Raw genomic sequence first — 23,144 nt, forward strand, 5'->3', positions numbered from 1 at the left:
TCATGCATAGTGAAGAAACGTCACTTGTACGCGTTGAGACTACCGAGGGCGGTATCGCCGAAGTGACCATTGCGCGCCCTGCGGTGCGCAATGCCCTCAACGAGCCCACGGCCCTGGCGCTCAATGACGCATTAGCCACTGTGGCAGCTGACCCGCAGGTGCGCTGCGTGATCCTCAGCGGTGAAGGTAGCGCCTTCTGCGCCGGTGCCGATTTAGCAGAATTTGAAAAGGCCTCCACCCAGCCTGCCAGCGAGCGACTGGCAACGCTGTTTCTGCCCGCGTTGCGCAGTATGATGACGATGGAAAAGCCCGTAATCGCCGCGGTGAGCGGCGCTGCCGCGGGGATTGGTGTGTCCTATGTGCTGGCCAGCGATATGGTGGTGATGGGCCGCTCGGCTTATCTAAAACTGGCCTTTATCAATATTGGCTTGATTCCCGATGGCGGCGCTTGCTGGCATTTGGTGCGCAAGCTTGGCCACTCCCAAGCTTTTGAGATGGCAGCGCTGGCTACCCCAATGGATGCCGAGCGCTGCGTGGCGCTGGGCCTGGCTAACCGGGCGGTGGAAGATGATCAGGTGTTAGCGGAAGCACGAGCGCTGGCACAGGCCCTGGTGGCTCAATCCTCTCAAGCGCTGGGAGCAACAAAACGGGCCATGCGGCAGGCGGCAAACCTGTCGCTTGACGACACGCTAACGCTTGAAGGCGCACTGCAAGATGAGTGTAAGGCCACCGAGGATTTTCATGCTCGCGTGGCTGCTTTTCGTCAGCGCCGTCGTAACTGATCCAGCGCTTGTTGGTAATCGTCGCGCAGCGTGGCTACTTCATCGGCCACGCTGTTCAGTGTGGTAATGCCCCCCACTCCCTGCCCGGCACCCCAAATATCTCGCCACGCTTTTGCCTTGCTGCTGCCGCCTGACCCATAGCGCATGGCATTTTTGTCGCCCTCTGGCAGTGCCTCTGGGTCAAGCCCGGCCAGCTCGATGCTTTGGCGCAGGTAGTTTCCGTGCACGCCGGTAAACAGATTGGTATAGACGATATCCCCCGCAGCAGCTTCCAGTACCATCTGCTTGTACGCTGGCTGAGCATTGGCCTCCTGGGTGGCAATAAAGCGCGTGCCCATATACACCATGTCCACGCCCAGCGCCTGAGCGGCAGCGATCTGCTCGCCTTTGGTTATCGACCCTGCCAGCACCAGCGGGCCATCGTAAAACTGCCTGACCTCCGCTACAAAGGCGAAGGGGTTGAGCCGCCCCGCATGGCCGCCTGCCCCATGGCAGACCAAAATTAGCCCATCCACCCCAGCATCGATGGCTTTTTTAGCGTGCCTCAGCGTGGTCACGTCGTGAAATACCAGGCCGCCATAAGCGTGCACTTGTTCGACTACCCGATTGGGCGCATGCAGGCTCGTGATGATCAGTGGCACCTTGAACTCAGCGCATAGCGCCACATCATGCTCCAGGTGGTCATTGGTGGGGTGCACGATCTGATTCACCGCAAACGGTGCAGCGGGCTGCTGAGGGTGCCGGGCGCTGTAGTCGACCAGCGTCTCGGTAATCTGCTGCAGCCACTCCCGAAGCACTTCCGCAGGCCTGGCGTTCAGCGCCGGAAACGCGCCAATAATCCCCGCCTGGCACTGGGCAATGACCAGCTCAGGGCCAGAAACGATAAACATGGGAGAGCCGATAACCGGCAGCGTCATCGAGGAGGTCAGTTGGGTTACCATGGAAAACTCGCTAGTTATTATTTTGAAGCAATACTGCAAAAGGCCCCACAGGGCCTTTCAATAAGATGTCACACTGCAGTGGCGTGGTCGGAACAACCCTACACGGGGGCGCTGTGAACCCATCCATGGGCGCTACTTTCGCCATCCATGGCGAAAGACCCCCGCTACGGGTTATTCCGACCAAGACGTGGATGCAAGAAGCTTTTACAGCTTGCTTTCCAGCTCCGGCAGGAGCTCGAACAGATCCCCGACCAGGCCGTAGTCGGCCACCTGGAAGATCGGCGCTTCGTCGTCTTTGTTGATCGCGACGATCACCTTGGAGTCTTTCATGCCCGCCAAGTGCTGAATCGCGCCGCTGATACCCACGGCAATGTACAGCTCGGGCGCGACGATCTTACCGGTCTGGCCCACCTGCATGTCGTTGGGTACGAAGCCCGCGTCTACCGCCGCGCGGGAAGCGCCAATGGCCGCGCCCAGCTTGTCTGCAATGCCGTCCAGCAGCTTGAAGTTCTCGCCGTTACCCATGCCACGGCCACCGGAGATGACGACCTTGGCACCGCCGAGTTCCGGACGGTCGCTCTGGGCCAGCTCTTCTTTGACAAAGCTGGATTGGCTGTTGTCAGCGGCGAACGCTACCGCTTCCACGGCTGCGCTGCCGCCCTGGCCCACCGCATCGAACGCGGTGGTGCGCACGGTAATGACTTTCAGCGCGTCGTCACTTTTGACCGTGGCGATGGCGTTACCGGCGTAGATCGGGCGCAGGAAGGTATCGGCGCTCTCGACGCCAATCACATCCGACAGCTGGCTGACGTCTTTCAGAGCCGCCAGACGCGGCAGGACGTTTTTACCGGTGGTGGAAGCGCTGGCCAGTACGTGGGTGTAATCACCTGCCAGCTCCACCAGCAGCGCGCCCATGGGCTCGGCCAGCTGATGGGCGTAAACGGCGTTATCGGCGACGCGTACTTTGTTGACGCCGTCGAGTTTGGCGGCCGCGTCAGCGGCGGCCTGGACGCCTTCACCGGCGACCAGCACATCAATATCGCCACCAATGGCCTGGGCCGCCGCCACGACGTGAGCGGTCGCGCCCGCCAACTGACCTTCATGAAGGTCGGCAAGTACCAGAATGCTCATGAGATCAGCTCCTTTTAAAGCACTTTGGCTTCGTTTTTCAGTTTGTCGATCAGCTCGTCCACCGAGGCGACTTTAATACCGCCTTTGCGCTCGGCGGGGGATTCCACTTTGAGCAGCGTGACCTTGGAGGCCACTTCCACGCCGTAGTCAGCGGGGGTTTTGACATCCAGCGGCTTTTTCTTGGCCTTCATGATGTCCGGTAGCTTGGCGTAGCGCGGCTCGTTGAGGCGCAGGTCAGTGGTGACGATGGCCGGGAGTGTCAGCGCGACGGTTTGCAGGCCGCCGTCGATTTCACGCGTGACATTAACTTTGTCGCCGTCTACCGCCACTTCTGAGGCGAAGGTGCCTTGCGGCAGATTGGTCAGCGCGGCGAGCATCTGGCCGGTCTGGTTGTTGTCGGTGTCGATGGCCTGCTTGCCGAGGATGACGAGGCCGGGCTGCTCTTCGTCCACCACTTTGGCCAGAAGTTTGGCCACCGCCAGCGATTCGGCGCGTTCGTCGGTTTCAATATGAATGGCGCGGTCAGCCCCCAGCGCCAGTGCGGTGCGCAGCTGCTCTTGGGCGGCCTTGGGGCCCACGGTCACGGCCACGACTTCGGTGGCTACGCCCTTCTCTTTCAGGCGCACCGCCTCTTCCACGGCAATTTCGCAGAAGGGGTTCATGGCCATTTTGACGTTGGTAAGGTCCACATCAGAATGATCCGCTTTGACGCGGATTTTGACGTTGTAGTCGATGACGCGTTTCACCGCGACGAGGATTTTCATAAGGCATGCTCCAGCGATTGAACCATCGGCTTTTCATTCCGCATAGCAAAATAATATTTCACTTTATAAAAATAACAATAAAAAAACGCCTGCCAAAGGTCAAGCGTTTCCTTGTACAGCCCACCTCAGAAAGGCGACCAACCAAACCATAACGCCAGCAGCGGTATCGCCGCGATCAGAAAGCGCCCGTTCCAGCGGTAACCGATGCGGGTGGCGGGTACGCCGGTAAAGCGCGAGAGAATCAGCATGGAAGCGGTCATTGGTGATGACATCAGCGCCAGCGCCCAGCCTACCATTAACGATGCCCCAATCAGCTCAGGCGTTAACCCCTCAATGCCCAGCGTGGGGAGCAAGCCCACCAATAGCGTCACCGTAACAATCGGGTTGACGCCTATTTGCGCTAGCCCCACCACCATCAGCATGGCCAACACCGCATTCAAAGTGCCCAGCGGGTCTAGCACCGCCAATAGCGGTGCTAGCTGCTGAGTATCCACCAAGCCCACGCATACATGCCCCAAATAGCCTGCCGCCCCCAGCACCACGATTTCATTAGCGCTGGGAGACAGCAACCAAGGTAGCTGACGATGCACCGCAGTTATGGCGGCAGGCAATCCACCATAGCCTAGCCTACGACGCTGCCAAGCCAGCCATAAAAGCGCCCCGGTAGGCGCGCCCAGCAGCGCGGCAATGGGTAGTCGTAAGTCCAGCAGCCACGCAATGGAAAACACCAGCGCCACAATGCCGATTAGCAAAACGCTAAACTGCGCCAACGGGCGCAGCGACGGGGTGACATAGGTTTTATTGGCAGGTGGGTGCGGGCCGGTGAAATAGTCCACCGCCCAGCCCGCCATAAAAATCAGCGCGGCGGCCCCCAGAATATAGGGTGCCAGCTGTGGCCAGGTGACCTGAGGAAGGCTTGAGAGCACCACGGCTACCCCAATACCCATGGGCGAAATCAGCGGTGCCAGCGAAAATCCGCGCAGCAGCGCCAGCATCATGCGCCGCTGACGGGCCTCGCGCACCCAGGCGCGCCCTTGGGCGGCACTCAGGGTATTGCTCTTTTCGATCATCGCGGCGAACAGATTCAGCACGCCAATGTTCAGAATGATGCCAAACAGCGCCGAGCCCAGGGATAAGATCGGGTAGCGGCGGCTAGGCGGCTGAAGCAGCATGCTTTGCCCGCAGCGGCGCACTAAACAAGAGCGATAGGCAGGTAGGCGCAACATGCTCAGCGCCACCACAAAGGTAGCAAAAAACGCGAAACGCCCACTCGCCTCAAACAGCAGTTGCCCAGGCGTAGGCGAGCTCCACAGCGCGAGCAGTGTGAGTACGCCAGCGGCACACAGCAGCCCCTTGGCCATGCGGGTGAGTTGACCTTTCAGGGTCATCAAATAGAGCAGCAGCGCAACAATGCCTGCGGCTTGCCACGCCACGCTGCCACCCACCAAATGAATCAGCGTGGCAAGCGTCACCAGTAGCAAACAGGAAACCCGCAGGCGGGCTGTGCTCACTCGCTAGGCTCCCTCAACTGCGGGTCGGGAACGCCTTGTGACGATTCGCTGCCGCTACGGCGACGAAAAGAGCCTTCGCCCATAGCGACGAGATTGCCCTGCTCATCCACGATCTCACCGCTGGTCATGAAGGTTTTTTGCCCGCCGCCACGCAGCGTGCCCGTGGCCCTTAACACGCCTTGCCGAGCAGGCCCCACAAAGGTGGTAGTGAGTGACAGCGTCATCCCACGACGAATATTCCCCGGCACATCGCAGTGCAGGCCCGCTAGGCTTAAGGCACTGTCCAGCATGGAAGCCAGTACACCGCCATGCACATTGCCGCTGCGGTTAAGGTGCTTGGGTTCAATGGTGAGTTCCACTACCGCGCGCCCCTCTTCCCACTCCACCACTTGCATGCCCAGCAATTCGTGATAACCCATCAGCGCCTGCGGTGTGATGGAGGCGTCAGCGCCGTCTGTTTCGCTCATAAAGCGCTCTCCTGCTGGGCCAAGTCGCGTAGCCGTCCTTTTAAAATCTTACCGCTGGCAGTGGAAGGCAGCGCATCCATCAGCACAATTTGGGTCGGACGCTTATAAGGCGCAAGCCGTTCGGCAATAAAGGCTTTGAGTTCTGCCATATCAACCTCAACGCCCGGCTCGCACTGCACAAATGCCACGACCTCTTCATTGCCTGCCACCTGCCGCCCAACCACTGCGGTTAAGGTCACCGCAGGATGCTCATTAATCACTGCTTCTACATCCGGCGGGTAGATGTTGAAGCCCGAGCGAATAATCAGCTCTTTACTGCGGCCCACGATATAGAGCTGATCGTCGTGATCCAGTTTGGCGATATCACCGGTATTGAGCCAGCCATCTTCCGTTAAGGTGGCGCGGGTGGCGTCCGGCTGGCGGAAGTAACCTTTCATGATATTAGGGCCACGCACCCACAGCTCGCCGATCTCATCGCCTGCCTTTTCTGACGTGCCGCTGCTGCCTAAGGGCTCTAACCGATACTCCAACAGCGGCAGCACGCGGCCCACGGTGCTGCTCTGGTGGCGGTCTTCAATGCGGGTTTGACTAATCGTCGGGCTGGCTTCGGTGAGACCGTAGCCATTGTGCAGCGTTAGGCCAAACGCAGCTTCCACGCGTTTTTTGGTATCGCTATCCAGCGGCGAGCCGCCTGCGGAGATATAGATAAGCGCAGGCGCTTCCAGCACGCGCTGCTCACGCTTCAAATACTCTAAGGCGCGAGCATACATGGCAGGCACACCTTGGAGCACCGTAATACGCTCCTCTTTCAACGTTGCCAACAGTTGAGCAGCCTCGAAACGCGGCACGGTGTACAGGCACGCGCCGTTATACAGCGAACCCATACACACTGATGAGAGGCCAAACACATGAGACATCGGCAGCACGCCATACACCCGCTGCCCTTCGCTCAGATGGCGCATGCCGCCGGAAATAGAAGCGATATACAGAATACCGCGATGGGTCAGCATGACGCCTTTCGGCGTACCGGTGGTGCCTGAGGTGTAGATCATCGCCGCCACCTGCTCGGCACCGCTGGCGTGAACAGGCTCTGGCTCGCTCTCAAATAGCGGTGAAATCGCCAAGCCGCCGAGCTGCGGATGCTGATAGCGGTCAGCCGCGTGGCGCTCGGCGTGCTGGCTCGCCTCTGGGGAGGCTTCGCAGGTGTAAAACACTCGGCGCGGCAGGCAGTTGCCCTGAATTAAATCCACTTCCTGAGCGGAGAGGCGCGAATTGACAATCGCGACCCAAACATCCATTTCACTGGCGGCCAACAGCAGTACCACCAGGGCACGGCAGTTTTCACTGACCGTCATAATACGGTCGCCGGGCCGTATGCCTAAATTAGCTAACCACTCGCAGGCGGCATGAATCTCTTGCCCCAGCTCGGCGTAGCTCCAGCGAACGTTGCCATCCACAAGCGCGGGGTGATCCGCTAGGCGTTTCGCATTTTCCAGCACGCGGGTGCTCAAACGCTCGGGAAGTTCTGCTAAAAGCTCGCTTGCCAGACGGCCAAAGATCTTCTCATCTGGCGCTTGGTAAGGGACCGACAGAGCCATTAGGACGCCTCCCGCACCATGTTCCGGGCAATCACCAGCTGCTGAATTTGCGTCGTCCCTTCGTAAATGCGGAACAAACGCACATCGCGGTAGAAACGCTCAACGGCGTATTCCGACATATAGCCCGCACCGCCGTGCACCTGCACGGCGCGATCCGCGACGCGACCCACCATCTCGGCACAGAACAGCTTGCAGCAGGAGGCTAGGGTTGAGACGTTTTCGCCATCATCTTTGCGGCGTGCAGCGTCCATTACCATGGTTTTACCTGCGTAGGCTTCGGTTTTGCTATCTGCCAGCATAGCCTGCACCAGCTGATGCTCCGCCAGCGGCGCACCAAACTGCTTACGCTCCATGGTGTAGCGCAGCGACTCTTCGACCAAACGCTCGGCCACGCCCACACACACCGCAGAAATATGCAGTCGCCCACGGTCGAGCACTTTCATGGCGGTTTTAAAGCCTTGCCCCTCTTTGCCGCCAATGATGTTTTCAGCCGGTACACGGCAGTTATCAAAAATGATATCGCAGGTATGCGCGCCCTTCTGGCCCATCTTGTTATCTGCCGGGCCGCGAATCAGACCGGGCGTATTGCCTTCAACAATAAAGGCAGAGATACCGCCAGCGCCTTTGTTGTCTGGGTCGGTACGCGCCATCACGGTGAACAGGTCCGCTTCCGGGCCGTTGGTGATATAGCGCTTGGTACCGTTTAACACGTAGTGGTCGCCATCGCGCACGGCGGTGGTGCGCAGGCTGGCGGCATCGGAGCCAGAGTCCGGCTCGGTCAGGCAGAACGAACTAAGAATTTCCCCGGTGGCCAAGCGCGGCACGTATTTGGCTTTCTGCTCTTCAGTGCCGTCAATCAGAATGCCTTGGGCACCGATACCATTATTCGTACCGAATACCGAGCGGAACGCGGGAGACGTTTTGCCGATTTCCATGGCTACCAGAGCTTCTTCTTCCATGGTGAGCCCTAAGCCGCCGTACTCTTCAGGAATGGATAGCCCGAACAGCCCCATCTCCTTCATTTCCACCAGGATCTCGGCGGGCACTGCATCCTCTTCGGCAAGCCGTGCCTCATTGGGAATCAAACGCTCCCGGACAAAGCGGGCAATGGTATCAACCAACTGATTCAGCAGTTCGGGATCACGGATCATAACGGCTCCTGGTAGCAACGATATTTTTATGGTTGGCGTTCGCGCGGGCAGTGAGGCCTGCAATAATTCTGCATGGCGAAACTAGCGTTCACTCTCTTGTCAGGCACTTTTGCATAGCCTAGGATGGCAGTCAATAAACGAAATGCTATTTTGCAATGCAGAACAACAAACACTTGCAGCGAGGATTTTGACCTATGTCCAACGACGCAGTCGCCCATTCGTTCAACACTCTTGGCATTGTCGGCACGGGGGCCATGGGTAGAGGGATTGCTCAGCTCGCCGCGCAGGCAGGCCTGAACGTCATGCTATTTGATGTTAAAGAAGGCGCGGTGGCGGAAGCGACTGCCTTTATTAATGGGTTATGGCAGCGCAGCGCCGACAAGCAGCGGATTACCCAAGCCCAAGCCGAGCAGTACGGCGAGCGATTGATTGAGGCCCGCGACCTCGCCGCCCTCGCCCCCTGCGATATCGTCGTTGAAGCGATTATCGAGAAGCTGGAAGCCAAGCAGGGGCTGTTTAGCGATTTAGAGGGCATTGTTCGCCAGGATGCCGTGCTCGCCACCAACACCTCTTCGCTGTCTGTTACCGCAATTGCTGCCGCCTGCCAGCACCCAGAGCGCGTGATTGGCTTTCACTTTTTCAATCCCGTCCCGCTGATGAAAATTGTGGAAGTGATTCCGGGGTTACGTACCGCTAGCGACGTCACCCAACGGGTCAATGCCTTGGGCACCGCCATGGGCCACTTTACCGCCCAGGCCACCGACACCCCTGGCTTTCTGGTCAATCACGCCGGGCGCGCCTTTGGTACCGAAGCGCTGCGCGTTCTGAGTGAGAGTGTGACCGACCCCGCCACCATTGACCGGATCATGGTGGATCAAGGTGGTTTTCGGATGGGGCCGTTTACCCTGCTGGACCTGACGGGTCTGGATGTTTCCCATGCGGTGATGGAGTCGGTGTACCACCAGTACTATGAAGAGCCGCGCTTTCGCCCTTCACCGCTCACCCGCCAGCGGCTCTCAGCAGGCTTGCTAGGGCGCAAAACCGGTGAGGGCTTTTATCGCTACGTGGATGGCCAGCAGCAGATGCCGGAAGAGCCCGCCATTGCGTCAGCCTCGCCTTGCCCCGTGTGGATCAGCCAAGACGACCCTGGCAGCGCCGCCCAGCTTGCCGAACTGGTCGCCACGGCGGGCTGGCCACTAGAAAGTGCGGATCAGCCCTCCTCAGCAGCGCTGTGCCTGCTGACACCGCTGGGCGAAGACACCACGCAGTGCGCTCTGCGCCAAGGCTTGAATGCCGAGCAGTGCGTCGCGGTGGATATGCTGGCGGGGCTGGATAAGCGCCGCAGCCTGATGGTCTCCCCCATTACCCGCCCCGAACTAGTCAATGCTGCCGCCAGCCTGTTGAATGCTGACGGCACGCCGGTCAGCACCCTACAAGACAGCACCGGCTTTGTACTGCAGCGCGTGGTGGCCTGCATCGTCAACGTTGGGGCAGATATCGCACAGCAAGGCGTCGCTGCACCCGCCACTATTGATCGTGCGGTGGAACTTGGCCTGGGCTACCCATTTGGCCCGCTGCGCATGGGCGACCATTACGGCGCTTCGCGTATCCTAACCATTTTGAACAACCTATTAGCCGCCACCGGTGACCCCCGCTATCGCCCTAGCCCGTGGCTGCGCCGCCGCGCCGCGCTGGGCATGCCCCTCACTGACGGGCCAACGGGCTGACACACCTCAGTTTCAACTACGGCTCAAGTAAGGCTTACACAAACAAGGAAAATAACCATGCAAGACGCCTATATTTACGACGGATTACGCACCCCTTTCGGTCGCCATGGCGGCAGCCTAGCGGCCATTCGCCCGGATGAGCTGCTGGGCTTAACGCTCAAAGCACTGGTGGCGCGTAATCCGTTTGCCCCGGAAAGCTACGAAGAAGTGTTGGCGGGCTGTACTAACCAAGCGGGGGAAGATTCCCGTAACGTGGCCCGTCACGGTGCGCTGCTGGCGGGCCTGCCGATTGAGGTGGCAGGCCAAACCGTCAATCGCCTGTGCGGCAGTGGCTTAGCCGCCATGATGGATGCCGCCCGTGCCGCTCGCTTAGGCGAGGGTGAGCTATTTTTGGCTGGCGGCGTGGAGTCTATGTCCCGCGCGCCTTACGTGCTGGGCAAAGCCGACTCCCCCTACGCTCGCAATCAGCCGATGTTTGATACCGTGATTGGCTCTCGCTTCCCCAACCCGTGGATTGCCAACGAGTACGGCAGCCACAGCATGCCGGAAACTGCCGATAACATTGCCCACGACCTGAACATTGGCCGCGAGGCCAGCGACGCCTTTGCCGCCCGCTCGCAAGCGCGCTATGCCAAGGCGCTGGCAAACGGCTTTTACGAAGGAGAAATGTTTGGGGTAGAAGTGCCTCAAGGGCGCAAACAGCCGCCGCTGTTGGTAGATAAAGATGAGCATCCCCGGGCTGAAAGCACCGAGGAGAAACTGGCCAAACTCGGCGCGCTGTTTGAAGGCGGTGTCGTGACCGCCGGCAACGCGTCTGGATTAAACGACGGGGCTGCCGCGCTGATTGTCGGCACGCGTGCAGCAGGCGAGCGAGCTGGGCTTGCTCCGCGAGCGCGTATCGTTGCCAGCGCCGTGGCGGGGGTTGCTCCCCGCGTTATGGGCCTGGGGCCGGTACCCGCCTCGCAAAAAGCGCTGGCTCGGGCTGGCCTTTCGCTTGAGCAGATGGACGTGATTGAAATCAACGAAGCTTTTGCAGTGCAGGTGTTGGGCTGCGTTCAGCAGTTGGGTCTTTCCGCCGACGATCCGCGCCTTAATGCCAACGGTGGTGCCATTGCCATTGGCCACCCGCTGGGTGCCTCGGGCGCACGTTTGGCGCTCACTGCGCTGCGCCAGCTAGAAGCCACCGACGGGCGCTATGCGCTGGTCACCATGTGTATTGGCGTTGGCCAGGGCATTGCGACCATCATTGAACGCCTAGACAGCTAACCGCCCTCCTGCGGCGCTAGCACAGTCTCTAAGGCAGGCGCCGCAGGCCAAGCGTTGACTAAGCTCTCTTATCGCGCTTTGCAACGCCCCAGCGCAGGTATGCGATACTTGCCACTCAATGATTGATTAGCCGAGACGCTTGATGGAACCAACCGACGCCGCTGCTGATGAGCCGCAATCACCCGAAAAAGATCGCAACTTTGTCACCGCGCTTGCGCGGGGGTTAGAGCTGCTCCGCGCTTTTGGAACTGGAGAAGAGTACCTGGGCAATGCAGAGCTCTCGAATCGCACCCACATCCCGCGCCCCACGGTGTCCCGGTTAACCTATACGCTGACCCAGTTAGGCTACCTGCAACACAACCGTCACCTGGAGAAGTACCGCCTCGGGCCGGGTGTGCTGGCGCTGGGTTATCGCTTTCTGGCTAATATGGGCATTCGCGAAATTGCTCGCCCCCATTTACAGCATTTTGCCGACGCCACCGACTGCAACGTGAGCCTGGGCGGTGCCGACCGCAGCGACATGGTGTATCTGGAAACCTGCCACGGCCACGGGCCGCTGATTATTCGCTTGGATGTCGGCTCGCGGCTGCCCATCGCCACCTCGGCGATTGGTCGTGCCTGGCTGTGCGGATTATCTGACGAGCGCCGCCAACAGGTGATGCAAGAGCTAGCCGCGTTTCACGGCAGCGATTGGCCGCGCCTTCATGCCGGTATTGAGCAGAGCCTGCGCGACTATGCTGAGTACGGCTTTTGCCTCTCCGAGCAGGATTGGCAGCGGGATATTAGCGCCGTGGCCATGCCGCTCATTTTGGAAGATGGTGCCGAAGTGATGGCGATTAACTGCGGTGGCTCTAGCCTGCGTTTAGATCATGATCGATTGGTCAACAACCTTGGCCCCAGACTCAAGGAAGTAGCAGCGAAAATTAAGCAGGAGCTATCTCCACGATATCGCCCACCCCGGTGAGGGAGACGCCCTTCCCTTGCGCTACGCGGTCGGCAGAGAGCACTTTCTGAGGTACTCCTTTGGATCTTTGGGGTAAAAGTGTTCTGGCTGTCGCTCTAGGTGGGTAAAAAAGCGCGTGTCTTTGTAAGGCATTTTCATGAATCCTGACACGCCAAGCCCCTCGATTTGACTGACGGCAGTGAGCATGCGGCTGAGTAAATCACGAAACTCCTGCTCGCGCCGTGGGTCTAGCAGCCGGTAGTAGCTATGGATCTTCAGATGCCTGGGCAGCGCTTCAAAAATGATCATACCGGTATGGTGTATCTCGTTGAGCCGCTGAAGCATGTGCATGATGCTCTCTGGTAGTACCAGTAGCTCTTCGGGGTCAGGGCCATCCTCAAAATAGCTGTGCTGCCGGGTGCGATCCTCCATTTCCGGCACCGCGCTCACTTCGTAATTAATCGCCATCTCTGGCTGACAGCAAAACGCCTCCTCAGGGCTAGCACGCTCTAAGTGCAGCGTTTGGCGGGCATTGAACAAGCAGCTTTTGAACACGCCTTGGCGATGAATGGCGCGTGCCAAGTGCACCATGTTGTTCACCGCTTCGATAAATGCGGGTTTCAACTCAGGGTCATGCAGGTTCAGCGATGAATCGATGTAAACGCCTTCTCGCTCCCAGCGTACTGCCAAGCCGCCCACCACCGGATATTTGCCTAGCCGACTCACCGAGGCGAGAAAAGCCTTCTCAGTCTCCCCCATGCCCTGCATGAACTGCTTGTAGTAGCGGTCAAGTTGGACGTCGTTCACATCGTTGAGCGTTTCTTCGACACTCGCTTCCCGCAAGAACGCTTTTCGAGAGCTATAAACCACCGTGTCGATCTCTTGGGTATCTGCTCGATGCCGGCCTTTGCCCCACACCGGCACGAGCGGTGTTTGAGCGGGAGTGGGCAAGTCAATCATGACCAGCTTGGCCATGCGCGGCATTTCACGGATGAAGTGATCCCCCGCCCGCCGACGTACGTGCGGGTCGGGATCGAGCATCCCATCCAGCGTACGCGCGAACTCGATCGGCAACCCCAATGCGCTTGCTGGAATCGCTCGATGACCAAAACGACAGGACTGCGCAGACGCTAGCGCATAGAGCGTACCTGCCGTCCCCTGCTCGTCGAACCGTGGCGACGAGAGCGCTCCGTTCAACTGCTCTTCACCGATAAAATAGACATCACCCAGCCGTGCATTGGTTTGCTGCAGATTGTCCGACATCAACTCCATGACGTTGGCACCCACGAACTGAAGCGATTCATCCAACTGTGCGAACACCGATGAGCCCCAGTCGATTAGCGCGATGGATTCACTGACCGCATCGAAAACGAGATTGGAAGGCTTGATATCGCCATGTACCACCGGCCGTGCATGTGGGCCCGTTTCACGACGCAGCGCTTTGAGAATATCCGCCAGCTGCGCGGCAATGCGCACGATCAATCGTGGTGGGAGCTTTCCTTGCTTGAGCGACACTTGCTCCAGGTTCCAGCCAGGCGCACGCTCCATGACCAAAATCGACTGGCTGCGGGCGCGCTGGTAGGTAATGAGCTTGGGAATTCGGGGGTGCGATACCTGATCGAGCATGAACGCCTCCTCTTCGAGGCGTTCTTGTAAATGGGTGGGCAGCGTAATGCGTGAAAACTTGAACACGTAGTGCGTTTTGACGCCTTGTTGCCAAGCGCTACCCGCAAACACAAACCCGTAAGCTCCCTTACCAATCAGCTCGATATTCGAATAGCCCAACTGGGCAAGCTGTGCCTGACACAGCGCTACCCAGTCTTTTAGCTTTCGCGCATCGTGATGGCTTAGCAGGTAGATCGACTGCTCTTCGGGTATGTAAAACTGCTGCAGCGGTGCCTGGCTCATTACAAGTGCCTACACGGTTACGCCAAGTGCAGAAGCATGCTTTCCGGCGCTTCCAGAAAGCCTTTCCAGGCGTTGCAGAACCGGGCGATAGTGCCACCATCAATAAAGCGATGATCGCCTGCCCAGGTGACCGTCAATATCGCCCGGCGCTGCACCCCCCCGTGCTCATCAAAGCGCGGCAGCCACTGGGTTTTGCCAATGGCCACTATGGCCGCTTCCGGCGCATTAATAATCGGCGCGGCGTAGGTTCCCCCGAGTGCACCAATGTTGGAGATGCTGATGGTGCCGCCCTTTAAATCCGCCTGCTCCACACGCCCTTCCCGTGCTGCATGGGTTAACCTGCCGACTTCTTTGGCAATCTCGAATAGGGACAACCGCTCGACACCTTTTACGTTCGGGACGAGCAGCCCCGCTTTGCTATCCACCGCCATGCCGATATTGCACTGGTCGTAGTAGCTCAGCTCGTTGGCTTCGCTGTTTAACTGTGCATTGATGATCGGCGTCTCCGCCACGGCCAGCGCCATCGCTTTCATAAAGAACGGCATCAGAGTGAGCCGTTCGCCCTTCGCCTCTACCTGCGGCTTGAGCCGCTCGCGCAGCGCCAACAGCTCAGTGACATCAATCTCTTCACCGTAGTGAAAATGAGGAATGGAGCTAGCGGCCTCTACCATGCGCTTGGCCATCACCGCCCGTACGCCGCGCAGCGGCTCTACTTTTGAGGGGGCTAAGCCGGTGCTTGATGGCATCGAAACACTGGCCGTTTGGTTAGATACCGCTGGCGCGTTGAGGTGCGCTAGCACGTCTTCTTTCAGTACTCGGCCATCTTTGCCACTGCCTGAGATATCCGACAGGGCTAGGCTATGCTCGCGTACTAAGCGGCGCACCGCAGGGCTAGCGGGCACTTTGCTTGAGGGCGCCGGGACAACGGCTTGGTTGTTAGGCGGCTGGCTAACATTATCTTCATCCGCGGCCATCGCGTCGCTGCTGGGCGGCACTGAAGGTGCCTGTTCGATAGCAGCAGTATCGTTGTTCGTCTGACCGGTGGTTTGGTAGGCATAAAGCGGCGCGTGAACCTTGGCAATCTTCCCCTGGGCCACATACAGCTTGGTGACCGTCCCGGCTTCTGGCGCGGTGATTTCCACCAGCGCCTTGTCGGTCATCACTTCGACAATCGGCTGATCCTCTTCAATGGTGTCGCCCTCGGCCACACGCCACTCCACCACTTCACACTCAACAATGCCTTCACCGATATCTGGCAGTAAAAAATCACTCATGGCTGTTCTCCCTGGCGCTAAAAGTTCACGCTTTCGCGAATCGCTTCAAAAATTTTCAGGTGGTCGGGCAAGTACTCTTTCTCCAGCACGAGCGGGAAAGGCGTATCCAGCCCGGTAACCCGAGTAATCGGCGATTCCAAATAGAGAAAACAGCGCTCCTGTATCGTTGCGGCAATTTCACCAGCAAAGCCGCCGGTGAGCGGCGCTTCATGACTAACAATCATACGGCCGGTTTTGAATACCGACTCTGCCACGGTATCCACATCCCAGGGCAGCAGCGAGCGCAGATCGATGACCTCGCAGGCAATGCCTTGCTCTTCAGCAAGCTCAGCGGCTTTACTGATCACTTCCATCTGCGCGCCCCAACCCACCAAGGTAATATCATTACCCTCTTTCACCACTTCGGCTTCACCGATAGGCAGTTGATAATCGTCATCGGGTACGTCACCCACTGCAGCGCGGTAAAGTCGTTTCGGCTCCAGGAACAGCACAGGGTCAGGATCACGAATGGCCGCTAACAGCAGGCCTTTGGCCTGATAGGGGTTTCGAGGCACCACCACTTTCAAACCGGGCGTATGGGTAAAGTAGGCTTCCGGCGATTGAGAGTGGTATAAGCCGCCGGAAATGCCGCCGCCGTAAGGCGTACGGATGGTGAGCCCACCGACGTTGAAGAGATCCCCCGAGCGATAGCGAAACTTGGCGGTCTCGTTCACGATTTGGTCAAAGGCAGGGAAAATGTAGTCCGCAAATTGAATCTCGGCGACAGGCACCGCCCCCTGTGCCGCCAGCCCGTTGGCAAAGCCAATGATGCCTTGCTCCACTAGTGGCGTGTTGAAGCAGCGCGCTTTTCCGTACTTCTCCTGCAGATGGCTGGTGGCACGAAAAACACCACCGAAGACACCCACGTCCTCGCCACAGCAGATCACTTTTTCGTCTTCTGCCATGGCGATATCTAGCGCATTGTTGATCGCCTGAAGCATGTTCATGGTCGTCATCTTACGCCTCCCCCTGACGATCGTCGGCTGACGAAAGGGTCAGATCTAGGGATTGTGCACCGCGCGGATAAGCATCGGGATAGCGACGAATGTGGCGCTTGAGCTGATCCAACTGCCGCTGCAGCGCTGGCGTCACATCGGCATACACGTCGCTGATCAGCGACTCCAGTGGCGGCGGCGGGCGTTTCTCGGCGCGCTTCATGGTTTCCAGCACTTCGCGGCGCAGGCTCTCCTGCTGGGCAGCTTCTTCTTCATCGCTCCACCAGCCTTTCTTAGCCAGCCAGCGCTGCATACGTAGCAACGGATCTTTCACGCGCCACGCTTCCTCTTCACTCTTAGCGCGATAGCCCGACGGGTCATCCGAAGATGAGTGGGCAGCCAACCGGTAGGACATAGCCTCGAGCAGCACCGGTTGGTTCTGCTCGACCGCAATTTGCCGGGCTTGCCGTGTCGCTTCGAAGACGGCCAACGCGTCGTTTCCATCCACGCGTATCACGTGCATATGGTAACCAAACGCACGGGGAGCAATACCATCGGCAGCAAACTGTTCGGTGGCAGGCGTCGAGATGGCATAGCCGTTATTGCGACAGAAAAAAATCACCGGCACCTGGTGCACCGAGGCCATATTAAGCGCGGCGTGAAAGTCCCCTTCTGAGGCTGCGCCTTCGCCAAAAAAGGTCAGCGTACAGTGGCCTTCACCGGCCAGCTTTTGGCCATAGGCGTACCCGGTGGCCTGGGGAATCTGGGTCGCTAGCGGGGAAGAGATGGTCATGTAGTGCAGCTTACGGGAGCCGTAGTGAATCGGCATTTGGCGACCTTTACCGTAGTCGAGCTCGTTGCCAAACAGCTGATTCATAAACTCGTCGATCGAGAAGCCGCGATACATTAGAGCGCCTTGCTCACGGTACTGGGCCATGATCATATCGGCATCATCCAGCGCAGCGGTCGCGCCGACCACGGCGGCCTCCTCGCCGGTGCACTGCATGTAAAAGCTGAGGCGCCCCTGGCGCTGAGCGGCCATCATGCGTTCATCGAGAATTCGGGTGGCCAACATGGCCTGATAGAGCTTACGCGCGTGTTCCCGCGTTAGCGGGGGCTCTTTTGCGCCTTCGTAGAGTTCTCCATCGGGGTTCAGCAGACAAAAGGTCTCGATGGAGAATTCATCGCCGGTCATGAAAGACGGCTGGTGTACATACTGAGTCATCATTATTGTCCTTGTTTTTACCCCTTTTGAGGGCAGTGTTGTCGGTGATGACCGTTTGTGCCAGTGGATTTATCTGACACGGGTCAACGCAACACTTGGACAGTAACTCAGTGCAAGCGGTTTAGGGATTCAACTTAAGACGCAGAGAGACGCTGACGTAAGTGCTGCTGATACACGTTAAAAGCGCTGTCGACACACAGCGCCAGCAGCGCAATCAGCAGCGCTCCTTGCAGTACGTAGGCCACGTTGCCGTTGACGATCCCGGCAATGATCGGATCGCCTAGGTTACTCGCGCCTACGGTAGCGCCCAGAGCAGCCGTGGCAATATTGATCGTGACCGATGTCCGAACGCCTGCGAGGATGACGGGGGCCGCCAACGGAAGTTCGACTTGGCGCAGGACTTGCCAAGGCGTCATGCCCATGGCTTGCGCCGCTTGTTTGATAGTCGGGTCGACATCATTGATACCGGCCAGCGTATTACGCACGATCGGCAGCAGCCCGTAGAGCATGAGGGCAACGATGATAGGGAGCGTACCAAAGCCGAGCACCGGAACGGCTAAGGCCAACACGGCCACCGGTGGAAACGTTTGTCCCAACGATGCCAACTGCCCTACCAGCGGCAAAAAATCACGCCCTCGCTCGCGAGTGACGGCAATGCCCGCCGCTACCCCCACCACGATGGTCACTGCCGCCGCCACCCCGACCACCAAGACATGGCGTCCCAACAGTTCATACAGCGCCGCGCGGTCGTAGATGACCTGCCTGGCATCCGTCTCCACCCAGCGAAACATACTCTCGAGGCCCGGCATACCAACGATGCACACGGCCAGCAACACGGCCCAGATGAGCGGAAGAAACCACTGCACGCTGACCGCGTTGAGCTGACTGACGGAAGCTGACTTACGCGTCACGTTGGCTCACCTTATCCAGCTGCGCTTCTTTGACGATGCGGCGCAGAGAGAGCTCGCCGATCGGCACGTCGTTTTGGTCTACGACCGTCAAGCGGTCACAGTGATCACGTAGCATCATGGAAAGCGCTTGTCGCAGCGTGAAATCGGCAGGAATCCGCGATTGCGCGGGCAGCGTCGGACCAAGTGAGGTCATGTGATCTTTCACTCTGGTCAACGCTGCCTGCTTCAAGCCACGCTCAAGGCCACCCAGCAGCGACTCGACGAAGGGATCAGCAGGATGCTGCAACAGCGCCAGCGGCGTGCCTTGCTGAACGATGCGGCCATCGCGCATGACGACCAGCTGGTCGGCTAACCGCAGCGCTTCGTCCATATCATGAGTCACGAAGACGATGGTTTTGTGCAGCCGAGCCTGCAACTTGGCCAGCTCATCCTGAAGTTTTTCCCGGGTGATGGGGTCCAGAGCGCCAAAGGGTTCATCCATAAGCAGAATGTCGGGGTCAGCGGCAAGCGCACGGGCGACACCCACTCGCTGAGCTTGCCCTCCCGAGAGTTGATGCGGATATTTATGAGCGAACTCGTCTACCGGCAGCCCCAAAAGCCCCATCAGCTCTTCAACTCGAGCGGAAATCTCGGCGGCGGGCCACTTCAGCAGCCGAGGCACCAATCCAATATTGCGTGCAACGCTCCAATGAGGAAACAGCCCAGTACTCTGGATCACATAGCCAATTCGACGACGCAATTTCACCGGATCGTACTGCTCGATCGCTTGGCCATCCAAAATGATGTCGCCGCTGCTGTGATCGATCAGCCGGTTGATCATACGCAGCGTGGTGGATTTACCACAGCCAGAGGTCCCCACCAGCGCACAGAACTTTCCTTTTGCGACCCGTAGCGTGATGTCATCCACGGCGGTGTCGTCGCCAAACTGTTTTGAAACGTGGGAAAGCTCGATCATTCCTGTCCTCCGGGACGCAGCGCGTCTGCTAACGCGCCTAACCCTGCATCCACCATTAGTGCCAAGATTAGAATGGGCAGCGCGCCCAGTAGCACCATATCCATGGCGGCTTGACCCAGCCCTTGAAAAATGAACGTACCCAAACCACCGGCCCCGATCAGCGCGGCCACAGCGGTTAACCCGACGGCCTGAACGGAGGTAATACGCACGCCTTCTAACAGTACGGGAAGCGCCAGCGAAAAACGCACTTGCCAAAAACGCTGGCTCGTACGCATGCCCATGGCTTTAGCGGCTTGCAATGTGTCCTCGCTCACCTCTTCGAGGGCGATGTAGGTATTACGTACCATCGGCAGCAGGCTGTAGGCTATGAGCGCGATCAACGCGGGCGCGTTACCAATACCGCTCACCCCTAATGCCGCCAGTGTCGGTACGTTCGCTGCCAACCAAGCCAGGGGCGCTAGCAACAGTCCAAAGAGCGCCAAGCTGGGGATGGTTTGTAAAAAGTTCAGCAGCGTAAAGGCGACTTTTTGCAGGCGCTGATAGCGACGCATCAGCATCGCTAACGACATCCCCAACACCACGCTGACGCCTACGGCGGTGCTCACCAGCGCAATGTGTTGTCCCACCGCCTGATAAAACTGCTGCTCGCGCGCCTGAAACTCCTGCACGAGCGCAAGGTGATCCAGCCAGAGTGCCGCACACCCCCACCAAGCCACGCCTACCCCTCCCAGCAGTAGCGTGGGCCACCAGCGCGACAATCCCAAGCGCAGTCGCAGTTCTACCAAACAGAGCAGTAAGACGAACAGCACGGACCAATAGGCCGGACCTATGCCAAGCCGGGCCTGGGGTAGTGAAGGGTCGACCAGCCAATGCCCAGCTACCATCAAGCCAAATGGCATGAGTAGCAAGGTGAGTGTGATAAGACCCAGTATCGCCCGGTAGTGTCGGGGGCTGGGGACGCAGGCCAGAGCCGTCATGGCAACAAAGAGCAGCGACACGAGTATCGCCCCTGGCCAACGAATAGCGTCGACGATGCCAAAGGTGGTACCGGAAACGATGCGATTAGGGGCAACACTCACGAAGCTCAACAGCCAAGCGGCAGCCAGCATGGCAACGCTTAGGCACAACAGAACAACATTCGGGTACCAAGGGCGTCGTTTAAACGATGGCGATGGCAAAGCGTCGATTAACGACATCCATTAGTCATCCAGGCCGTCAAGGTAGTCACTGGCGACCTGATCCGGCGAGAAGCCATTCACCGCGACATCTGCGTTGAGCTCTTGAAGCGTGACGAGGTCGAGCGTGGCGAATACTTCATTCAGCACCGCTTCCATTTCAGGGTAAGCGTTCAGTACTTCCTCACGCACCACGGGGGTGGGTTGATACACCGGCTGGACGCCTTTGGAGTCTTCGAGGACGACAAGGCCTAACGCGCTCAAACCACCGTCGGTCCCGTAGGTCATGGCACCGTTGACACCGCTGGTTTGCTGAGCCGCTGCACGCATCGTCGCCGCGGTATTGCCACCAGAAAGCACCAGCAGTTGGTCATCGCTCAACTCGAAGCCGTAGGCGTCTTGGAAAGCAGGTAGCGCCTGGGCAGATTCGACAAATTCGGCGCTGGCAGCAAATTTGAACTCTCCGCCGTCGGCAAGATACGCGGCCAGATCATCCAGCGTCACCAAATCATTGGCCTCGGCCACGTCCTGACGAATGCTCATGGCCCACGTATTGTTGGCACTGGCAGGCTGGAGCCAGATCAAGCCCTGTTCAGCATCACGTTCGCTAACGGTTTGATACGCCTCTTCTGCGCTGTTCCACACCGGGCTATCGGTCATGTCGAAGAAAAACGCGCCATTCCCCGTGTACTCGGGGTAAAGGTCGATCTCGCCTGCTTTCAGGGCGCTGCGTACCACGCTGGTGCCCCCCAGTTGCAGGCGATCTTCGGTGGGAATCCCGTTACGCTCCAGCGTCTGGATGATCAACTCGCCCAGGACGGACCCTTCGGTATCGATCTTGGAAGAGACCACCACAGGGTCGTTAGCACTGGCGGTGGAGAGTGTGGCGACAGAAAAGGCTACCGTCGATAGACAGGCAGCCAACGAAGGTGTGAACAGTGAGCGCATGGGGTCATCCTTTTCAATGAGCGTCTAGGGCGTATCGTTTCAGTATAAGAGCCTGCTGCGTTGAAGTCAGACGCCGCGTTAACGACGTCTGACCCAGGCGCGCGATTAAGGCGCTTCGATCACCCAGGTGGTTCCTTCCCGGGAGTCTTTAAGAATGATGCCAAGCGCTGCCAACTCGTCACGAATAGCATCAGCGCGGGCAAAATCCTTGCTGGCTTTCGCTGCATACCGCTCGGCGATTTTCGCTTCGATCTCCTCATCGCTTAGCGCTACCTGCTGCTGGGCACCTTTCAGGAACGTTTGTGGCGTTTGCTGCAGTAGTCCCAGCACCCCGGCCAAGCGCTTTAACTCACCAGCCAAACGCGGTGCATCTGCCGGCTGATCGCTTTTCGCTCGGTTGAGATCGCGGGCCAAGTCGAATAGCGCGGCCAAGGCGACAGGCGTGTTGAAGTCGTCGTCCATTGCCGCGGTAAAGCGCTCTGCGGCATCGCTGGCGGCTGCCTGCTCGTCAGCGTTCACGCCATCTAATGCCGTATAAAGCCGCGTCAGCGACTTACGCGCTTCGACCAGGGAGTCCACCGAGTAATTGATGGCGCTGCGATAGTGGCTTGCCACCAACAGGTAGCGCACCACTTCTGGATCATGCTCGGCAAGCACGTCGCGGATGGTGAAGAAGTTACCCAATGATTTGGACATCTTCTCTTGGTTGACGCGAACGGCTCCGGCATGCATCCAGGTATTGACGTAGGTTTTCCCTGTCGCAGCTTCCGATTGGGCAATCTCGTTTTCATGGTGGGGGAAAGTCAAATCCGGCCCGCCGCCATGGATATCGAAGGTATCGCCCAAACAGCAGGTCGACATCGCGGAACACTCGATGTGCCAACCCGGTCGCCCGTCTCCCCAGGGAGAGTGCCAGTGGGCTTCACCCGGCTTGGCCGCTTTCCAAAGCACGAAATCCAGCGGGTCTTCTTTGTGCACATCCACATCGACCCGTGCACCAGAGCGCATGTCATCCAACTGACGGTTATTCAATTTGCCGTAGTCGGCGAATTTACGCACTCGGTAATAAACGTCACCATTGGCCGCTGCGTAGGCAAACCCTTTTTCGATGAGCGTTTCGATCATGGCAACGATATCGCCAATATGCCCAGTTGCACGGGGCTCCTGGCTAGGCGGCAGCACGTTCAGGCGTTCCTCATCCTCATGCATCGCAGCAATCATGCGCTCAGTGAGTGCGCTAATAGTTTCGCCGTTCTCCTCGGCCCGCTTGAGGATCTTATCGTCGATATCCGTGATATTACGCACGTAGGTCACGTCATAGCCACGGTGGCGCAAATAGCGGGTAATCACGTCAAAGGCCACCATCACCCTGGCGTGGCCAAGGTGACAGTAGTCATACACCGTCATGCCGCAAACGTACATGCTGACCTTGCCAGCCACTAACGGGCTAAAAGGCTCTTTGCGGCGTGTCAGCGTATTGTAAATATGCATAC

General features: G+C 58.6%; 20 protein-coding genes. 4 read left to right on the plus strand and 16 right to left on the minus strand.

Annotation, left to right across the window (positions count from 1 at the left end; translation table 11 throughout):
• Positions 1 to 2 precede the first annotated feature (2 nt).
• On the plus strand, positions 3 to 782 hold the full coding sequence (locus NH398_RS03295; protein ID WP_253016455.1) for an enoyl-CoA hydratase-related protein: 780 nt from the start codon (positions 3 to 5) through the stop codon (positions 780 to 782).
• On the opposite strand, the gene NH398_RS03300 is transcribed toward NH398_RS03295, so the two are convergent.
• The 7 genes from NH398_RS03300 to NH398_RS03330 all read right to left on the minus strand — a co-directional run bounded on the left by NH398_RS03300 (position 764) and on the right by NH398_RS03330 (position 8,345).
• Positions 764 to 1,723 carry a nitronate monooxygenase family protein gene (locus NH398_RS03300; RefSeq protein ID WP_253016457.1) on the minus strand — a complete coding sequence of 320 codons (960 nt, stop codon included), beginning with the start codon at positions 1,721 to 1,723 and terminating at the stop codon, positions 764 to 766. The genes NH398_RS03295 and NH398_RS03300 overlap by 19 nt on opposite strands.
• 204 nt (positions 1,724 to 1,927) lie before the next feature.
• Complete coding sequence (locus tag NH398_RS03305; RefSeq protein ID WP_253016459.1) at positions 1,928 to 2,854, minus strand: FAD-binding protein; 927 nt, start codon at positions 2,852 to 2,854, stop codon at positions 1,928 to 1,930.
• Between the two features lie 14 nt (positions 2,855 to 2,868).
• Positions 2,869 to 3,618, minus strand: coding sequence for an electron transfer flavoprotein subunit beta/FixA family protein (locus NH398_RS03310; RefSeq protein WP_101147005.1), 750 nt, complete (start codon positions 3,616 to 3,618; stop codon positions 2,869 to 2,871).
• Between the two features lie 125 nt (positions 3,619 to 3,743).
• Positions 3,744 to 5,129: a hypothetical protein gene (locus tag NH398_RS03315; RefSeq protein ID WP_253016460.1), complete on the minus strand. Its 1,386-nt coding sequence runs from the start codon at positions 5,127 to 5,129 to the stop codon at positions 3,744 to 3,746.
• Positions 5,126 to 5,596: a PaaI family thioesterase gene (locus tag NH398_RS03320; RefSeq protein ID WP_253016462.1), complete on the minus strand. Its 471-nt coding sequence runs from the start codon at positions 5,594 to 5,596 to the stop codon at positions 5,126 to 5,128. The genes NH398_RS03315 and NH398_RS03320 overlap by 4 nt, the downstream gene beginning before the upstream one ends.
• Positions 5,593 to 7,194, minus strand: a complete 1,602-nt coding sequence (locus NH398_RS03325) for a class I adenylate-forming enzyme family protein (RefSeq protein WP_253016464.1) — start codon at positions 7,192 to 7,194, stop codon at positions 5,593 to 5,595. Before NH398_RS03325 ends, NH398_RS03320 begins: the two co-directional genes overlap by 4 nt.
• On the minus strand, positions 7,194 to 8,345 hold the full coding sequence (locus NH398_RS03330) for an acyl-CoA dehydrogenase family protein (RefSeq protein ID WP_253016466.1): 1,152 nt from the start codon (positions 8,343 to 8,345) through the stop codon (positions 7,194 to 7,196). Before NH398_RS03330 ends, NH398_RS03325 begins: the two co-directional genes overlap by 1 nt.
• A gap of 194 nt (positions 8,346 to 8,539) precedes the next feature.
• Here NH398_RS03330 and NH398_RS03335 point away from each other — a divergent pair, with 194 nt between their 5' ends.
• From NH398_RS03335 to NH398_RS03345, 3 genes are all read left to right on the plus strand, one after another.
• A complete protein-coding gene (locus NH398_RS03335) occupies positions 8,540 to 10,072 on the plus strand; it encodes a 3-hydroxyacyl-CoA dehydrogenase (RefSeq protein ID WP_253016468.1) in 1,533 nt (510 codons plus the stop codon).
• A gap of 57 nt (positions 10,073 to 10,129) precedes the next feature.
• Complete coding sequence (locus NH398_RS03340) at positions 10,130 to 11,338, plus strand: 3-oxoadipyl-CoA thiolase (RefSeq protein WP_253016470.1); 1,209 nt, start codon at positions 10,130 to 10,132, stop codon at positions 11,336 to 11,338.
• 142 nt (positions 11,339 to 11,480) lie between these two features.
• Positions 11,481 to 12,302 (plus strand): IclR family transcriptional regulator, encoded by an 822-nt coding sequence (locus NH398_RS03345; RefSeq protein ID WP_253016472.1) that lies wholly within the window; start codon positions 11,481 to 11,483, stop codon positions 12,300 to 12,302.
• Positions 12,303 to 12,323: 21 nt separating this feature from the next.
• Here NH398_RS03345 and NH398_RS03350 read toward each other — a convergent pair whose 3' ends face one another.
• The 9 genes from NH398_RS03350 to cysS form a co-directional block, all read right to left on the minus strand.
• On the minus strand, positions 12,324 to 14,189 hold the full coding sequence (locus NH398_RS03350; RefSeq protein ID WP_253016474.1) for a protein kinase: 1,866 nt from the start codon (positions 14,187 to 14,189) through the stop codon (positions 12,324 to 12,326).
• Positions 14,190 to 14,206: 17 nt separating this feature from the next.
• On the minus strand, positions 14,207 to 15,463 hold the full coding sequence (locus tag NH398_RS03355; protein WP_253016476.1) for a 2-oxo acid dehydrogenase subunit E2: 1,257 nt from the start codon (positions 15,461 to 15,463) through the stop codon (positions 14,207 to 14,209).
• Positions 15,464 to 15,480: 17 nt separating this feature from the next.
• Positions 15,481 to 16,458: a transketolase C-terminal domain-containing protein gene (locus tag NH398_RS03360; protein ID WP_253016478.1), complete on the minus strand. Its 978-nt coding sequence runs from the start codon at positions 16,456 to 16,458 to the stop codon at positions 15,481 to 15,483.
• A gap of 1 nt (position 16,459) precedes the next feature.
• Positions 16,460 to 17,662, minus strand: coding sequence for a thiamine pyrophosphate-dependent dehydrogenase E1 component subunit alpha (locus NH398_RS03365; RefSeq protein WP_253016570.1), 1,203 nt, complete (start codon positions 17,660 to 17,662; stop codon positions 16,460 to 16,462).
• 134 nt (positions 17,663 to 17,796) lie between these two features.
• The gene (locus NH398_RS03370) at positions 17,797 to 18,573 is read right to left on the minus strand and encodes an ABC transporter permease (RefSeq protein ID WP_366070017.1); all 777 of its coding nucleotides are present in this window, start codon (positions 18,571 to 18,573) and stop codon (positions 17,797 to 17,799) included.
• A complete protein-coding gene (locus tag NH398_RS03375) occupies positions 18,563 to 19,528 on the minus strand; it encodes an ABC transporter ATP-binding protein (protein ID WP_253016480.1) in 966 nt (321 codons plus the stop codon). The genes NH398_RS03370 and NH398_RS03375 overlap by 11 nt, the downstream gene beginning before the upstream one ends.
• A complete protein-coding gene (locus NH398_RS03380) occupies positions 19,525 to 20,724 on the minus strand; it encodes an ABC transporter permease (protein WP_253016482.1) in 1,200 nt (399 codons plus the stop codon). The genes NH398_RS03375 and NH398_RS03380 overlap by 4 nt, the downstream gene beginning before the upstream one ends.
• A 3-nt stretch (positions 20,725 to 20,727) precedes the next feature.
• Entirely contained in the window at positions 20,728 to 21,651 is a 924-nt protein-coding gene (locus tag NH398_RS03385; RefSeq protein WP_253016484.1) for an ABC transporter substrate-binding protein, read from the minus strand.
• Positions 21,652 to 21,756: 105 nt separating this feature from the next.
• On the minus strand, positions 21,757 to 23,142 hold the full coding sequence (gene cysS / locus NH398_RS03390; protein WP_253016486.1) for a cysteine--tRNA ligase: 1,386 nt from the start codon (positions 23,140 to 23,142) through the stop codon (positions 21,757 to 21,759).
• Positions 23,143 to 23,144: the final 2 nt, after the last annotated feature.

The organism is Halomonas sp. CnH100-B, assembly GCF_024124605.1.
Classification (GTDB): domain Bacteria; phylum Pseudomonadota; class Gammaproteobacteria; order Pseudomonadales; family Halomonadaceae; genus Vreelandella.

What these genes read in the sequence shown, in the direction of transcription:
- NH398_RS03380 (WP_253016482.1), bottom strand. Translation starts at nt 20,724, where the DNA reads ATGTCGTTAATCGACGCTTTGCCATCGCCATCGTTTAAACGACGCCCT.
- NH398_RS03345 (WP_253016472.1), top strand. Translation starts at nt 11,481, where the DNA reads ATGGAACCAACCGACGCCGCTGCTGATGAGCCGCAATCACCCGAAAAA.
- NH398_RS03335 (WP_253016468.1), top strand. Translation starts at nt 8,540, where the DNA reads ATGTCCAACGACGCAGTCGCCCATTCGTTCAACACTCTTGGCATTGTC.
- NH398_RS03330 (WP_253016466.1), bottom strand. Translation starts at nt 8,345, where the DNA reads ATGATCCGTGATCCCGAACTGCTGAATCAGTTGGTTGATACCATTGCC.
- NH398_RS03310 (WP_101147005.1), bottom strand. Translation starts at nt 3,618, where the DNA reads ATGAAAATCCTCGTCGCGGTGAAACGCGTCATCGACTACAACGTCAAA.
- NH398_RS03375 (WP_253016480.1), bottom strand. Translation starts at nt 19,528, where the DNA reads ATGATCGAGCTTTCCCACGTTTCAAAACAGTTTGGCGACGACACCGCC.
- NH398_RS03355 (WP_253016476.1), bottom strand. Translation starts at nt 15,463, where the DNA reads ATGAGTGATTTTTTACTGCCAGATATCGGTGAAGGCATTGTTGAGTGT.
- NH398_RS03325 (WP_253016464.1), bottom strand. Translation starts at nt 7,194, where the DNA reads ATGGCTCTGTCGGTCCCTTACCAAGCGCCAGATGAGAAGATCTTTGGC.
- NH398_RS03385 (WP_253016484.1), bottom strand. Translation starts at nt 21,651, where the DNA reads ATGCGCTCACTGTTCACACCTTCGTTGGCTGCCTGTCTATCGACGGTA.
- NH398_RS03340 (WP_253016470.1), top strand. Translation starts at nt 10,130, where the DNA reads ATGCAAGACGCCTATATTTACGACGGATTACGCACCCCTTTCGGTCGC.
- NH398_RS03365 (WP_253016570.1), bottom strand. Translation starts at nt 17,662, where the DNA reads ATGACTCAGTATGTACACCAGCCGTCTTTCATGACCGGCGATGAATTC.
- NH398_RS03360 (WP_253016478.1), bottom strand. Translation starts at nt 16,458, where the DNA reads ATGACGACCATGAACATGCTTCAGGCGATCAACAATGCGCTAGATATC.
- NH398_RS03295 (WP_253016455.1), top strand. Translation starts at nt 3, where the DNA reads ATGCATAGTGAAGAAACGTCACTTGTACGCGTTGAGACTACCGAGGGC.
- NH398_RS03300 (WP_253016457.1), bottom strand. Translation starts at nt 1,723, where the DNA reads ATGGTAACCCAACTGACCTCCTCGATGACGCTGCCGGTTATCGGCTCT.
- NH398_RS03320 (WP_253016462.1), bottom strand. Translation starts at nt 5,596, where the DNA reads ATGAGCGAAACAGACGGCGCTGACGCCTCCATCACACCGCAGGCGCTG.
- NH398_RS03350 (WP_253016474.1), bottom strand. Translation starts at nt 14,189, where the DNA reads ATGAGCCAGGCACCGCTGCAGCAGTTTTACATACCCGAAGAGCAGTCG.
- NH398_RS03305 (WP_253016459.1), bottom strand. Translation starts at nt 2,854, where the DNA reads ATGAGCATTCTGGTACTTGCCGACCTTCATGAAGGTCAGTTGGCGGGC.
- cysS (WP_253016486.1), bottom strand. Translation starts at nt 23,142, where the DNA reads ATGCATATTTACAATACGCTGACACGCCGCAAAGAGCCTTTTAGCCCG.